Origin of the sequence: Bittarella massiliensis (ex Durand et al. 2017) (assembly GCF_009876955.1) — a bacterium.
In the GTDB taxonomy this organism is placed as follows: domain Bacteria; phylum Bacillota; class Clostridia; order Oscillospirales; family Ruminococcaceae; genus Bittarella; species Bittarella massiliensis.
Window position 1 is genome coordinate 4,132 of the sequence record NZ_WWVY01000023.1, and the last position, 13,828, is coordinate 17,959.

Below are 13,828 nucleotides of genomic sequence, written 5' to 3' on the forward strand. Positions count from 1 at the left end.
AACACCCCCTCGCTCCCGTCCGGGAGACCTTCCCCACTGCCCCCTTGCCCCCTCGCCCCTCCGCCAGGCGAAACCGGCGCCGGGCAGCACCCCTTATCAAAAGCAAAAAAGGGAAGGCGTCGCCTTCCCTTTTCCACCTGTATCCGCCCCTCAAACAGCGGCGGCGGACGGCCCCTCCCCCGGGGCCGAGCCAAACGACTACCCTTCCTCCCCCCAGGCCTCGCCCAGCAGCCGCACCCCCTCGCAGATCTCCCCCTCCGAGAGGCCGGCAAACCCCAAAAGCACCGTGTCCCCGCCGTAGCGCGCCCGCTCCATCCAGTAGCGGGAGACCGGGTAGACCCGCACCTGCCGGGCCAGGGCGCGGCGGATGAGCGCCTCCTCTCCCCACCCCTCCAGCGACTGCACCAGCAGGTGCAGCCCCGCATTCTCCCCCTGCACGGCAAAGCGCCCGCCCAGCTCCTCCTTCAGGCAGCGCACCAGCAGGTCGTGCTTCTTGCGGTTGGCGGTGCAGACCCGGCGGAGGTGCGCCTCCCACCTCTCCGAGCCCAAAAACCGCTCCAACACCTTCTGCTCCAGTATCGAGACCGAGGCCGGGTACTCGGCGAACTCGCGGTCGTACACCTCGGTCAGCAGGGGCGGCAGCACCATGTAGCTGACCCGCAGCCCCGGCGAGAGGATCTTGGAGAGGGTGCCCATGTAGACCACGTTGTCCCCGGGGCTGAGGCTGGCGATGGAGGGGATGGGCCGGCCGTGGTAGCGAAACTCGCTGTCGTAGTCGTCCTCGATGACGATCCCGCCGGTCTGCCGGGCCCAGTTGAGCAGTTGATGCCGCTTTTGGATGGAGAGCACCGCCCCCCCGGGGAACTGGTGGGAGGGGGTGGTGTAAACCGCCCCCGCGCCGCTGCCCGCCAGGGCGTCGACGCAGAGGCCGTCCTCCTCCACCGGGATGGGCAGCAGCCCGAGGCCGCACTTGGCAAACACCTCTTTGGCGTTGGGGTAGCCCGGGTCCTCCATCGCCACCCGCCCCCACCGGGGCCGCAGCATCTGCCCCAACAGGCTCAGGGCGTAGGTGGTCCCGGCGCAGATGAGCACCTGTTCGGGCGCGCAGACCACCCCCCGGGAGCGGCGGAGATAGCGGGCCACCTCCCGGCGCAGGCCGTAGGCCCCCTTGCCGCTGCTGTACCCCACCAGCTCCTCCGGCCGCAACTCGTCCAGGGCTTGGGCCGTCCATCTCCGCCAAAGCCCCAGGGGGAAATCGCGGGGATCCAACTGCCCGTACTGAAAGTCGATGCGCACCCGCTCGCCCAGGGGCGGGGGCGGCGCTTCCCGCCTCTCGGCGGGGGCCGGGGGCGGGCAGGGCCCCAGCTCCACCAGCGGCTGCACCTCGTACCCGCTCCCCTGGCGGCTGCTCACATACCCCTCCACCACCAGCTGGGCATAGGCGTTCTCCACCGTGTTCCGCCCCACCGCCAGGGTGGCGGCCAGGGCCCGGGTGGAGGGCAGCCGCTCCCCCGGGCGCAGCTGTCCGGCGGCAATCATCTCCTTGATCTGGCGGTAAATTTGTACGTACAGGGGGTCGCCGTCCCTCTCTTCAAGCAGGATGAACACCCGACATCGCCTCCAACTGGCTCCTATAAATTCTCTCAAATTGGCTCTTTCTAACAAGCCAATTATATCCTATACTGGTGCCAGAAGGCAAATCACACCGCAATCGAATGAGGAGGACTGCAACATGCTGGACAAAAAACTGCTCGACATTCTCGCCCACGAAGGGGTGGTGGCCATCGTCTCCTGCTGCGAGAACGAACCCCACGTGGTCAACACCTGGCACAGCTATGTCAACATCACCGAGGACGACCGCCTGCTCATCCCCGCCGGGGGGATGACCAGCATCGAAAAGGACACGTCCGCCAACAACAAGGTGCTGCTGGCCTTGGGCAGCAACCAGGTGGAGGGCAGCGGCGGCTCCATGGGCGCCGGCTTCCGCCTCGAGGGGACCGCCCGCTTCCTCACCTCCGGCCCCGACTTTGAGAAGATGGTCACCCAGTTCCCCTGGCTCAGCCGGGTGCTGGAAGTCACCATCACCTCCCTCAAGGAGACCATGTAGCCCCCACACCCCAAAACGAACCGCCGGCAGCGCTTTGCTGAGTGTGTATAAGGCAGTATCCGAAAAACACACAGAAACCGGCATTGCAGGAAGGAAACAAGAGTACGAATCAAAAGGTTCGTACTCTTTTTCTGTATATGCTATTAAAACTGCAATCGGCACATTGGTCTTTCCTGAGAATCTTCTGTAGAATGAAAGTACCAAAAAACACAGGAGGTTTTTACGATGAAAAACATTTATGAAGAAGCAGGCGGCACATATACCCGTCAAGGCGATTATGAACTACCCAATCTGAAAGTACCGCCCGAAAAAGAAATTGAAATCGGAGTTTGGGGACAGCGATACCGGCAGTATTTGAAGCAGCACCACTGGATTCGGTATTACAATCTGCTGACTTCCGGAACGCTGAACGAACATCTGGCAGCGGTAGATCAACAGGCGGAGCGGCTGTTTCAATCGCTTGTATCCGCACTTTCTAAGCAGGAAAATGTCACGGAAAAGCTGAAAGCCAATCGTCCTATGGAGTGGGTGCAAAAGACGAACAACATCCGAAACCGAGCCTCTGAAATCGTCAACAGCGAGTTGATTTACATATGAAAGAACAGAAATTTCATCTTTATCTTTCGGAAGTTGAGCGAAGATTTCTTGTCCAAAATCTCCTTTGGGTTCAGAGCAAGCTGCGGCAGGAAGGGCGCTATACCGACGCTGTAGATAATTTGATTATAAAGCTTTCAAAAGCAAAGTCGAAGAAAATCAGGGTAACATAGAACGAACCGGAGAAAGCATTGCTGCCTTCTCCGGTTTTTCTGTATCATCTTAGCGAGCAGACTGTTTGTATCCCCATATGGCTACAAACAGTGATTCTCGTTAGGGCGCTGCCCTAAGACCCGATTGATTTTATATGCTTTTAACCGGCGTACTTCTTAAAGTTTTCCGCCTGCTCCAGCACTTCCTTATAGACGTCATCCAGCGTTACCGGCGGATAGCCGTATTCGTCCAGCAGCAAAATCAAATCCACCTGCAAATTTGCTTTGATGTCATCACGGGTAGACCAATCGGTATAGCGGGACTTATCGTCAACAATGACTTTGATTTTCTTTGAAAGCTCAAGCATTTTTTCATCCGGATATTCATTATCGAATTCATATTTCTTTGCAACGGCTTTCAAAATATCATAAAAGGCTTTTTCCTCGTAGTCTATCCCTAATTTTTTGAAGGAGTCCTTCTCTGTTTTCAGCTCTGCAAGCAGATCGGCAAGCTTCCCGGCAATATCGTCAAGCACCTCATTGGCATAGGATTCATCTCTGCGGCGGTTATTGTATTCGTCAACCACCCGCTTTAATCTGTCCGCAAACTCTACACCCATGATTTTGTTGACCTTCTTGAATTCGTCGATTGCCTGTGAAAGTAGTTTTTGCAAGATTTTGATTTTGGTGTTCGGCAACTGGATAGCATTTATCTTGTCCATGTACTCATCGCTGAAAATGTCAACAGAGATATGTTTTCCGGTTTCAAACAATTCCTCGATGCCGTCCGACTGGATAGCGCCCTCCAGCATTTCACGCACACGGGCGTTCATCTGTGAAATATCCGGGGCGTCTCCCTTGGTCAGCTTGAAAAGGATAGAGCGGACAGCGCAGTAAAAATGGATATAATCTTTTTCTTCGTCCGAAATCTTTTCGCTGGAGCTGCAAAGATTGAAAGCCTGCTTCATCCGCTTGACCGCTGCCATAAAACGTGTTTCCAGTTCCTCCGACAGCTGTACATATTCGACCGCCCGATTGAGGCAGGCAAGCTGTTCCGTCGGAGAGCCCTCAAAGAAATCCCTGCTGTTAAAACTGTGGAACATCTGCGCCAGCACTTCTAATTGGTCTTTGACAATGGTAACCGCCTGCTCCACACCTTCAAACTCATCACATTCAAAATTCGTGTATTTCTTTAAAGCAAGGTTCATATTCTTTTTGATGCCAATATAGTCCACAATCAAGCCCTTGTCTTTGCCTTCGCAGACACGGTTGACACGGGAGATCGTCTGAATCAGAGTATGCTGCTGAATCGGTTTATCTATGTAGATGGTATCCAGCTCCGGAACATCAAATCCGGTCAGCCACATATCGACAACAATGGCGATTTTGAAATTGGATTTCGGATTTTTGAACTGCCGGTCAAATTCCTTACGATCATCCTTTGTTCCAAGCATTTCATAAAGAGCAGGCTCATCATCTTTGTTGCGAGTCATCACCAGCTTGATTTTCTCAATAGGCTTCAGTTCCTTTTTCTCTTTATCGGTAAGCGCTGTTTCATCTTCACTGATTTTCTTTTCCGACCACTGGGGACGCATCTCTACAATGATTTTATAAAGGTCATAAGCGATGTTGCGGTTCATGCAGACAAACATTGCCTTTCCAGCAACCGTAGCGCCCTCTGCCACACGGGTTTCGTAATGGTGAATAAAGTCCTTGGCAACTGCACGCAGCCTGTCCGGATCGCCGATAATTGCTTCCATTTGGGCAACAGCTTTCTGGCTTTCCTCAATTTGATGCTCGTTAGCGCCCTGCGCCTCGCACTGATCGTAATACTGTTCGATTTCTTTGACTTTTGCATTGTCCAGCGTCACCCTCGCCGCACGCCCATCGTAAACAAGATTGACGGTAATGCCGTCACGCACCGATTCGGTCATGGTGTAGAAATCTACCACAGGACCGAATACTTCAATCGTCCCGTCCACCGGCGTTCCGGTAAAGCCGACATAGGTAGCATTCGGCAGGGAATCATGCAGATACTTGGCAAAGCCATATTTACGCTCCACACCCGTTTCGGTCACTTTGACCTTTTGGTCAAGGTTGATCTGGCTCCGGTGCGCCTCATCAGAAATACAAATGACATTGGTTCTATCGGTAAGAAGCTGCAAATCCTCCGTAAATTTCTGAATAGTCGTTAAATACACGCCGCCGCTTTCCCGTCCCTGCAATTCTTCCCGCAGCTTCTCACGGGATTCAATGCTGATCACCGTTTCGTCTCCAATGTATTTTTTGGAGCCCACAAACTGGCGGGAAAGCTGGTCATCCAAATCGGTGCGGTCGGTGATAATTAAAATGGTCGGACTGTGGAACAGTTTGCTTTTCATCAGCATACGGGTCAGAAACAGCATAGTATAGCTCTTGCCGCAGCCGGTAGCGCCGAAATAGGTGCCGCCCTTTCCATCACCGTCAGGACGCATATGCAGCTTGATATTCTCAAACAGCTTGGTAGCGGCGAAAAATTGCGGATAACGGCAGACAATTTTCAGCTCTTTATCCGAGTTGTCGGGGAAATAGATAAAATCCTTAATAACCGCAAGCAGCCGGTCTTTGCGAAACAGCCCTTTTATCATGGTGACAAGGGAGTTGATACCGTCCAGCTCCTTGTCTTCAGATTCAACTTTCCGCCACGCATAGAAATAGTCGTAGGGACTGAAAAGAGAACCGTATTTGTTGTTCGCCCCGTCGCTGATGACTACAAATGCATTGTATTTAAGCAGTTCCGGAATATCTCTGCGGTAGCGAACGGTAAGCTGCTTGTAAGCGTCCATAATCGTTGTGTTTTCTTTGACGGCGCTCTTAAATTCCAGCACCACCACGGGAATGCCATTGACAAACACAATGCCGTCGGGAATGCGGAGCTGACCACCCACGCCCTCGATTTCAAATTGGTTGACCGCCTTGAAGATGTTGTTTTCGGGATTGTCATAGTCGATGAGCTCAATATATAAATCCTTCTGTGTCCTGTCCTCACGGTTAAGGATAAAACCGTCGCACAGCAGTTTATGTATCGCCTTGTTCGCTTCGTACACCGTGCCGGAGATGTTGCGAAGGCGCAAAAGGATACCTTCCACTTCGCCGGGAGTGATACCGTCCTTGGCGTAGCGGTTATATAAATACTGCCGCAGGTCATCGGCAAGCAGGACTTCTGTGCGCTCCCGATGGATCTGCTCTCCTGCGAGATAGGTATATCCTTCATCCTTGAACAGCTCCATGATGGATAACTCCAAGGCGTGTTCGTTAAAGTTTGCCATTGTGGTCACTCCTTCGCATGTGAATTATTCAAGTTACAGTTTTATTTGTTTTTTAAGTTTTTCCATTACATGATTCTTAGATACCTGTAAATATGCCATTTTGATATTTGCATAAGCATGAAGTAATTTTTCTCTATAAGCTGTTTCATTAACTCCTTTTTGAGCCATTTCTAATGTCGCCTTGAACTGTTCGGAATAATTTCGCATATTATTTAAAAGAATTTGGTACTGATACATTTTAAAGAGTAACTGTTCATAATCAGAAATAAAACAACTGATAGTTTTTGCCGATCTTCCTTTGAAAATAAGCTCTGCTTCCGCCGAAAGCATTTTCAGTTCTTCACGCTTTACCAGAAATTTCTTGTGTTCCGGATTTTCTAACGGTTTTTTAATCGCTTCGCTTGCTTCTTCCAAATAAGTGTTATTAGTAAGCCATAAAAACTCCAAATCCACTGCAAATAGCGGTTCGTCTTTTCGCTCAGCCTCAAGTAATTTCTGATTTTCTTTATATAATTGCATCAATCCATCAATTTTAAGATAACATTCCAATCGTCTTTCAAAAAGACTTTGTTTATTACTTAAACGAATCTGCATCAAAGTTAGTACAAGGGCAATAACTGCAGTTAATCCGGTTATTAATGACAACCAAAAATTCCAGTCTTTAAATAGTTCTAATATATTTTCATTAATGTTCAATACTCTAATCACCTACTTTTTAGAAATTTTACACTGATAAATTTCTAATGATACTTTTTGCTTTTCCGATAAAGTGGCAGTAGCTTTTTCCTTCTGTATCTGTTGCATACATATAAACTTTAGCATTAGGTATTTTAGCGAATGCTAAAATCAAATCAGAGGTATTATAATTTGCTTCATTAAGCTCTGTAGGGTGAATAATACCTTTCCCGCCAATATCTTCATTAATTCCAACCATCTTTTGTTTTTTACCAAAAAACATCTTATCTTTTACCGCTAACCCTAAAAAAGAAATATTGATGTCTCTAGAGCCGATATTTACAGCAGTTATAGACATTCCTACCGTCTGACTGTTTACTTTAGAAGTAATTGGATGCTGACTAAATAATATGTTGTAAGACGACCCAAGTTTCAATCCTTTTTTATACGGCATACGAGCAGTTTTTATTGATACAATAATTGCAACCGCACTTAAAATCAAACTTAAAATAGCTAAAATTGCCATAACAAAGCCATCATTGTTATTGCACCAATTAATGATTTCACTCATAAACATGTTCTCCTAAAAATGATAATTTAGCGGCTTGATAACTGAGCTAATACTGTGGATTGCAGTTTTTCAAGTAAGGCAATTTCCTTTGTGTTCAAAGTCATTTGCTCAACGATTGCGGCAAGATTTAGCTTTTCGATGAACTCAGACGGAGGAACTACAATCTTTATGTTGTCAATGAAGTTTTTACTAAGGTTATCCTGTGCTCCACCATTGGAAAGTCTGCTTATCGTCGCTTGACTTTGAATAAGTGAGAAGTACAAGTATGCCGCTTCAGCTTTTGAGCGACATATCATACCACAAATTGCTTGATTGGTAGTTGCCTCGATTGCGAGATACCCAACTTCGCCTGCGGTAACACCATACATTGCCATTAAAACGGTGTCTTTGGGAAGCAGTTTTGTGGAACTCTCACTTAACCCCAACGGAGTAATATATTCTTCTGTCTGCAAAGTGATATTGTTATGTACCTCGCCAGATTTGACCCAAGAAATCGTTCCGTTTTCCCAATATTTATTATTGGTGCGGGAAGGAGTCGAACCGGATTTTGTTTCAGCACAAAACTCGGACACGGTTTGAACCTTAAAATCCTCTGGGAATGTCAATCTATCCATTTCTGCCTCGGTCAAATTTATCAATGCACCTCTGCCGATGTTCTTCTGGATAGAAGTAGTTCCAACCGCTACTAAATTATCATTTATCCGTTTCTTCAAAGCGATTCTGTCGGTGATTGCCTTGTAGGCTTTGACGATACTTCTCTGCTCCTCGATAGAAGGAACAGGAAGTTCAACATTACACACCTCGTCCCAGTCAAAAATTTCCCGCACACTACCGTGGGATTTATAGCGTGCATAACGGTCAAACTCCGGTCTGCTGAACCAGAGCATGAGATATTCAGAATCAAGTTCTTCTTTTTTTATCACTTCAAAAACAGTATACGAGCTGGAAATAATGCAATCATCACTATCTAAATAAGCGATAGATACCTTTTCGCCATTTCGGGAAGTAACCGGACCATAGGCAAATTGCCCTGTTCTGACAATTTTATAATTTGATAAATCCGTCCCGACAATATTAGCAATCGAGGGAATAAACCGTTTTTCTATACTAACACCAAGCAGTCTTGTAATGGCAAGGTCTTTATTCCTGTTATCAACTATTTGGATATACGGTCCGAGTTTTTTATAATTCGATTTCATAGCCCAACTCCTTAAACACGGCCAGCAAATCCGCCTTTGACTTTTCTTCCTGCACAAGCAGTTCTTTCAGTTCGCTTTGCAAAGTTTTCATCTTCGCATCAAAGTCGATATTCTCATCACGGTTGACAAATTCAATATACCGGCTGGGCACAAGGGTAAAGCCTTTTTCTGCGACTTCCTCAAAAGAAGCGGAATAGCAAAATTCCGGAATATTCTCGTAGGTTTCCTCATATCCCTCCTGCTGCCAGTTGTGATAGACCGAAGTAACCTTCGCCCGATCTTCCTCCGTCAGCTCAATATATTTTTTCTCGTAGGGGCTGCCCATCTGCCGCAAATCCATAAAGAGAATTTCCCGCTCTCTGTTGCGGTAACGCTTGAGCTGCCCGTTCTGCTCTATAACACGGGCTTTTTTATTTTTGTTCAGTATCCAAAGCGTGACGCTGATGTCGGTGGTATAAAACAAGTTTCTCGGTAAGATGATAATTGCTTCCACCAGATTGTTTTCAATCAGCTGCTTTCTGATTTTCAGCTCCGTTCCGTCGTCGGACAGTGCGCCGTTTGCAAGCAGAAAGCCGGCGACGCCGTTCTGCGAAAGCTTGGAAACGATATTTAAAATCCAACCATAGTTTGCGTTGCTGGTAGGCGGCACTTCATAGCCGTCCCATCTGGGATCGTCGATCAATTCGTTTTCCGCTCTCCACGCTTTTTGATTAAAGGGCGGGTTTGCCATAATGTAATCGGCTTTCAGATCCTTGTGCTGGTCGTTGGTAAAGGTATTCGCCGCCGTCTCGCCAAGATTTGCGGAAATGCCACGGATAGCAAGGTTCATCTTACATAGTTTATAGGTGGTATTTGTATATTCCTGCCCATAAATGGAAACCTGCTTTTTGTTGCCGTGGTGCGCTTCCACAAACTTCATGGACTGCACGAACATACCGCCCGAACCGCAGCAGGGATCGTACAGGATTCCATCATAAGGCTCCAGCATTTCGGCAATCAAATTAACAATACATTTTGGCGTGTAGAATTCGCCCTTGCCTTTGCCTTCGGCAAGCGCAAATTTGCTGAGGAAATACTCATAGATGCGCCCGATGATGTCATTCTCTTTATCATCGGTATTGATGCGGTTGATTTCGTCCAGTAGGGAAGCCAGCTTTGCCGTGTCAAGCTGCAAGCGGGAATAATAGTTATCCGGCAGAGCGCCCTTCAGCGCCGGATTTGATTTTTCAATGGTGTATAGCGCCGTGTCGATTTTCAGGGCGATGTCGTCCTGCTTGGCGTTTTCCATAATGTATGACCAGCGGCTTTCCTCAGGCAGATAGAAAACATTGTCTTTTGTGTAGAACGCCACCGTGTCCACAAATTTTTCGCCGTACTGCTTTGCAATCATTTCCCTCTGAGCGTCAAATTTATCACCGGCGAATTTCAGGAAAAACAGGCTCAGGACAACATGCTTATACTCCGCAGGCTCTACTGAGCCACGCAGCTTGTCCGCACTTTTCCAAAGCGCTTCCTCCATAGATACTTCTTTTTTCGGTTTCGCTGTCCGTGCCATTGTTATTCCTCCGTTATCTTATCCGTATGATCCGGAATGATCTCCATGATATCATCCATCGTACAACCAAGCGCAATGCAGATTTTTGCCAGCACCTCAGTAGTAACATTGTCACCACGGTTCAATTTTCCAATGGTGTAATGGCTGATTCCCGCCGCCTGTTCCAGATCTTTTTTCTTCATGTCTTTATCTATCAGTAGTTTCCATAACTTTTTATAGCTGATTGCCATAGCATATAACCTCCCGACAAACGGCAAAATCCATAATGTGATGCTTTATTATAACACTTTTTGACGAATTATTCAACCAATATGTATGCGTTCGCTGTATTTAAGAAGGCTAATTATATTTTTTGTATCGAAAGTGTGCCCGCCTATATTGGCGGGCAAATTTTTTTGCCTTTTTTCTGAAAAACAGGGTGCGTTTTGACCTCTCAATTCCAAATAAGTGAAGGGATAAAAATTTTTTGAGATTCAGGGTGTGCATTTGGCTGTTCTCAGTGGGAATAAGTGAAGGGGCTTTTTCGGAGCAAGCAAAATAAAGCGCCCGCAATCGAAAAGATATTTTCTTATTTTTCTGTGAAATAGGGTGTCATTTGGCTTTGCAATTCCAAATAAGTGAGAGGGATTTTTGCCGAATAATAATTTTTCTTAGAAAACCCCAAAAATGGGTGTGCATTTCGGCACCCTTTGTCCAAATGAGTGAAGGGGTCTTTTTAATTCGCAAATATTTTTCCGTTTAGGGTTGGAATTTGAGTTCACCCAGTGGGAATAAGTGAAAGGCCTTTTCATTGTACCTTGAAAACTGAATAACGATCCGAATGGGATATGACTTTGCCATGACCTTGCAGGAGCGAACAAAGTGACGCTGCGGTGAGACTCCGGGGCAGGAACGGCATTCGGAGAAAACAGCAGGCTCTGTAAATCAATGGATCATCAAATCGTGAGGAGGTGAAAAACATGGTCATAAAAATCACGCCAAAGCAGTCAAAGCGGATCAACGCTCTTGTCAGAAAGCTCTGCTGCAACTATGTAGGCGGCAACTGCCTGCTGCTGGACGACGGCGAGGAGCACGCTTGTGTGCAGTGCATCAGCCGGTACGGAATCTACTGCAACTATTTCAAAAACGCAGTCCTTCCCGCAGACAGGGAGCTGTTTGCCGAGATCATGCAGCCAAGCCGTCAAAAGAGATGCCAAATCTGCAAGTCGTACTTCGTACCAAAGGCAAAGAACCAGCGCTACTGCCCGGACTGCGCCGCCATTCAAAAGCGGAAGAAAGCCGCCGAGCGCCAGCGCAGGAAACGGGCGGCACTTCCCCAATCAGGTTTCAGGACGGAGTCCTGACGAGTGATACTGTTTTGCGACGGTAGGAGTACAAACAGTCTGCTCGCTCCGATAGGGCGGGGATTTAAGAAAGGAATATTCTGCTGCTTAAAGCAAGCAGAAAAACGGTATAGGTGTCACGCTTTTGGAATCCGTAAAGCCGCAGAAATCAAGGCTTTTCTTAAGCGAAAACGCCATAAGGAATACCGTAATACCCGAACATACAAAATCACGGTTTGAAACCGTGACAGAAAGAAGGTGATGATCTGAATCCATACTTTAAACTATCCGAAGCGGAAAGCTATGTCTTTTACAAAGTCCCCAAGGCTTTGTTCACAGAGGAAAAATACAAGCCGGTTTCCACCGACGCTAAAATGCTCTACGGCCTGCTGCTCGACCGGATGCACCTTTCCGCCAAAAACGGCTGGACGGACAAGCGTGGACGCATATACCAGTTCTTTACTGTCAAAGAGGCTCAGGAAAAACTGCGCTTCGGGCACGAAAAGATATGCAGATTGTTCTCGGAATTAGAGCAGGCAGACCTGATTGTCCGCAAGCGGCAGGGACAGGGCAAACCGAACATCATCTACTTAAAAAAGTTCTGACTTCCGGTTTTCGTACTTCTAAAGTTCCGAAGATCAGAAGCTATTAAGACGAATAGAGTAAGAATGCTTACTACCCGAAAAAAGAAAAACAACGGAGGTTTCACAATATATGAAAGAAAAAGAAACGATTGAATATCTGGATTTCAAACATCTGGTTCCCTTTCGGAATCACCCGTTCAAGCTGCGGAACGGAGAGGAAAAGGAACAGCTTTTAAAGAGCATAAAGGCACAAGGTACAATCGAGCCGCTGATCGTCCGTCCTCTTTCGGAAAGTGAATACGAGGTCATATCAGGACACAGAAGAATGGAGATTTGCAGGGAGCTTGGAATAGAAAAACTGCCTGTTATCGTCCGAAATCTGACCGACGAGCAGGCGGTTTCCATGATGGTAGACGCAAACCTGCACCGGGAAAACATATTGCCAAGTGAGCGTGCATTCGCCTACAAAATGAAATGGGAAGCAATCCGGAAACAAGGTCAGCGTACCGATTTAACTTCGTCGCAGCCTGCGACAAAGTATCGAAGCGATGAAAGAATCGCAAATGAATTTGGTATCGGCAAGGATACTTTGCACCGGTATATCCGTTTAACTTACTTAATTCCTGAACTGCTTGAGATGGTGGATGAGGGCAGAATCGCCCTCACGCCTGCGGTGGAATTGTCGTACTTGACGGAACAGGAACAGCATTTGCTTCTGAACGAAATCGAATATGCGGACGCTACACCTTCCCTTTCACAGGCGCAGAGGCTCCGTGGCTTTTCCCGTCAGGGCAGGCTTAATTCTGATGTTATCTTTGCCGTAATGAGCGAGGAGAAAGCCAATCAGAAGGAACAGATCCGCTTTCCCAAAGAGGAACTGCAAAAGTATTTTCCCAAAAGCTATACGGGCAAGGATATGCAGAATACCATTCTGAAACTGCTGGAAAAATGGCAGCGGCAGAGAGAACGAAACGCAAGGGAGGAACGGTAAATGGACGATAAAATAATTCCTTTGGGAAGTTTCGTTCCCTACTTTTATTCGCCAGACAACGATTCCTTTTCCATGCAGATCGGCGGCACGGTTTATGAGGTGACCACCCATTTTGATACAGAGGGCAGAGAAACCGTCCTAAAGCAGTTCCGTGATTTGCTTCTGGAGCTGCAAAATATTTAACCCTGCACATTCGACAATGCGGGCACTGCACGGTATACTGGCATTACCCTGCAATGCCCGGTTGTCAGAAAGGAGACTGAAGAATCAATGACAACGCAAAACAAAAACGGGCAGGAAAAAGAAAAGATCACCGCCCTTTACTGCCGTTTATCGGTGGACGATGACAAAAAGGATATGGAGTCGAACTCCATTACCAATCAAAAACAGATTTTACTGGACTACGCTAAAAAACATGGGTATTTGCACCCGGTTTTCTTTGTGGACGATGGGATTTCCGGGACGACTTTTCAAAGACCGGATTTTCAGCGGATGCAGAGAATGGCGGAAAAAGGAGAGGTCGGGACGATCATCGTAAAGGATGTTTCCCGCTTCGGCCGTGAGCAGGTCGAGATGGGCAGGCTGACGCAGGTAGTCTATCCGTCCCTTGGCATTACCTTTATCGCCATACAGGAAAACATCAATTCCACGACCGGAGAAGGAATGGAAATGCTGCCCTTTTACAGTATCTTCAACGAGTGGTATGCGGCGCAGACCAGCAAGAAAATCCGTGCGGTCAATGAGCTGAAAGCCTCTCAGGGCAGGCGGGT

Annotated in this window: 14 protein-coding genes; 7 read left to right on the forward strand and 7 right to left on the reverse strand. The window is 47.7% G+C overall.

From position 1 onward, the window contains the following. Positions 1 to 198 precede the first annotated feature (198 nt). Complete coding sequence (locus tag GT748_RS14340) at positions 199 to 1,608, reverse strand: PLP-dependent aminotransferase family protein (RefSeq protein WP_205301313.1); 1,410 nt, start codon at positions 1,606 to 1,608, stop codon at positions 199 to 201. A 124-nt stretch (positions 1,609 to 1,732) separates the two neighbouring features. Between GT748_RS14340 and GT748_RS14345 the strand changes: the two genes are divergently transcribed. Beyond that, positions 1,733 to 2,107, forward strand: coding sequence for a pyridoxamine 5'-phosphate oxidase family protein (locus GT748_RS14345; protein ID WP_021658187.1), 375 nt, complete (start codon positions 1,733 to 1,735; stop codon positions 2,105 to 2,107). A gap of 225 nt (positions 2,108 to 2,332) precedes the next feature. Beyond that, a complete protein-coding gene (locus GT748_RS14350; RefSeq protein WP_087167594.1) occupies positions 2,333 to 2,704 on the forward strand; it encodes a TnpV protein in 372 nt (123 codons plus the stop codon). A 310-nt stretch (positions 2,705 to 3,014) separates the two neighbouring features. Here GT748_RS14350 and GT748_RS14355 read toward each other — a convergent pair whose 3' ends face one another. From GT748_RS14355 to GT748_RS14380, 6 genes are read right to left on the reverse strand one after another with little or no spacing between them, the layout of a single operon-like run. Next, on the reverse strand, positions 3,015 to 6,161 hold the full coding sequence (locus tag GT748_RS14355) for a type I restriction endonuclease subunit R (RefSeq protein ID WP_087167593.1): 3,147 nt from the start codon (positions 6,159 to 6,161) through the stop codon (positions 3,015 to 3,017). A 33-nt stretch (positions 6,162 to 6,194) separates the two neighbouring features. Then, on the reverse strand, positions 6,195 to 6,857 hold the full coding sequence (locus tag GT748_RS14360) for a hypothetical protein (RefSeq protein ID WP_087167592.1): 663 nt from the start codon (positions 6,855 to 6,857) through the stop codon (positions 6,195 to 6,197). A gap of 28 nt (positions 6,858 to 6,885) precedes the next feature. Further along, entirely contained in the window at positions 6,886 to 7,407 is a 522-nt protein-coding gene (locus GT748_RS14365) for a hypothetical protein (RefSeq protein WP_087167591.1), read from the reverse strand. A 26-nt stretch (positions 7,408 to 7,433) separates the two neighbouring features. Then, on the reverse strand, positions 7,434 to 8,606 hold the full coding sequence (locus GT748_RS14370; RefSeq protein WP_087167590.1) for a restriction endonuclease subunit S: 1,173 nt from the start codon (positions 8,604 to 8,606) through the stop codon (positions 7,434 to 7,436). Continuing rightward, positions 8,590 to 10,161 (reverse strand): type I restriction-modification system subunit M, encoded by a 1,572-nt coding sequence (locus GT748_RS14375; protein WP_087167589.1) that lies wholly within the window; start codon positions 10,159 to 10,161, stop codon positions 8,590 to 8,592. Before GT748_RS14375 ends, GT748_RS14370 begins: the two co-directional genes overlap by 17 nt. 2 nt (positions 10,162 to 10,163) lie before the next feature. Then, positions 10,164 to 10,391, reverse strand: a complete 228-nt coding sequence (locus GT748_RS14380) for a helix-turn-helix domain-containing protein (protein WP_015517850.1) — start codon at positions 10,389 to 10,391, stop codon at positions 10,164 to 10,166. A 729-nt stretch (positions 10,392 to 11,120) separates the two neighbouring features. On the opposite strand from GT748_RS14380, the gene GT748_RS14385 reads away from it, so the two are divergent. From GT748_RS14385 to GT748_RS14405, 5 genes are all read left to right on the forward strand, one after another. Further along, the gene (locus GT748_RS14385) at positions 11,121 to 11,504 is read left to right on the forward strand and encodes a cysteine-rich VLP domain-containing protein (protein WP_087167588.1); all 384 of its coding nucleotides are present in this window, start codon (positions 11,121 to 11,123) and stop codon (positions 11,502 to 11,504) included. A gap of 245 nt (positions 11,505 to 11,749) precedes the next feature. Continuing rightward, complete coding sequence (locus tag GT748_RS14390) at positions 11,750 to 12,088, forward strand: replication initiator protein A (protein ID WP_087167587.1); 339 nt, start codon at positions 11,750 to 11,752, stop codon at positions 12,086 to 12,088. A gap of 109 nt (positions 12,089 to 12,197) precedes the next feature. Continuing rightward, a complete protein-coding gene (locus GT748_RS14395; protein ID WP_087167586.1) occupies positions 12,198 to 13,058 on the forward strand; it encodes a ParB/RepB/Spo0J family partition protein in 861 nt (286 codons plus the stop codon). Next, positions 13,059 to 13,241, forward strand: a complete 183-nt coding sequence (locus GT748_RS14400) for a transposon-encoded TnpW family protein (RefSeq protein WP_087167585.1) — start codon at positions 13,059 to 13,061, stop codon at positions 13,239 to 13,241. 87 nt (positions 13,242 to 13,328) lie between these two features. Beyond that, a partial coding sequence (locus tag GT748_RS14405; RefSeq protein WP_161222378.1) for a recombinase family protein occupies positions 13,329 to 13,828 on the forward strand: 500 nt, incomplete at its 3' end.

Coding starts and splice junctions, on each gene's coding strand:
- GT748_RS14345 (WP_021658187.1), top strand. CDS start 1,733: ATGCTGGACAAAAAACTGCTCGACATTCTCGCCCACGAAGGGGTGGTG.
- GT748_RS14350 (WP_087167594.1), top strand. CDS start 2,333: ATGAAAAACATTTATGAAGAAGCAGGCGGCACATATACCCGTCAAGGC.
- GT748_RS14355 (WP_087167593.1), bottom strand. CDS start 6,161: ATGGCAAACTTTAACGAACACGCCTTGGAGTTATCCATCATGGAGCTG.
- GT748_RS14365 (WP_087167591.1), bottom strand. CDS start 7,407: ATGAGTGAAATCATTAATTGGTGCAATAACAATGATGGCTTTGTTATG.
- GT748_RS14370 (WP_087167590.1), bottom strand. CDS start 8,606: ATGAAATCGAATTATAAAAAACTCGGACCGTATATCCAAATAGTTGAT.
- GT748_RS14375 (WP_087167589.1), bottom strand. CDS start 10,161: ATGGCACGGACAGCGAAACCGAAAAAAGAAGTATCTATGGAGGAAGCG.
- GT748_RS14380 (WP_015517850.1), bottom strand. CDS start 10,391: ATGGCAATCAGCTATAAAAAGTTATGGAAACTACTGATAGATAAAGAC.
- GT748_RS14385 (WP_087167588.1), top strand. CDS start 11,121: ATGGTCATAAAAATCACGCCAAAGCAGTCAAAGCGGATCAACGCTCTT.
- GT748_RS14395 (WP_087167586.1), top strand. CDS start 12,198: ATGAAAGAAAAAGAAACGATTGAATATCTGGATTTCAAACATCTGGTT.
- GT748_RS14400 (WP_087167585.1), top strand. CDS start 13,059: ATGGACGATAAAATAATTCCTTTGGGAAGTTTCGTTCCCTACTTTTAT.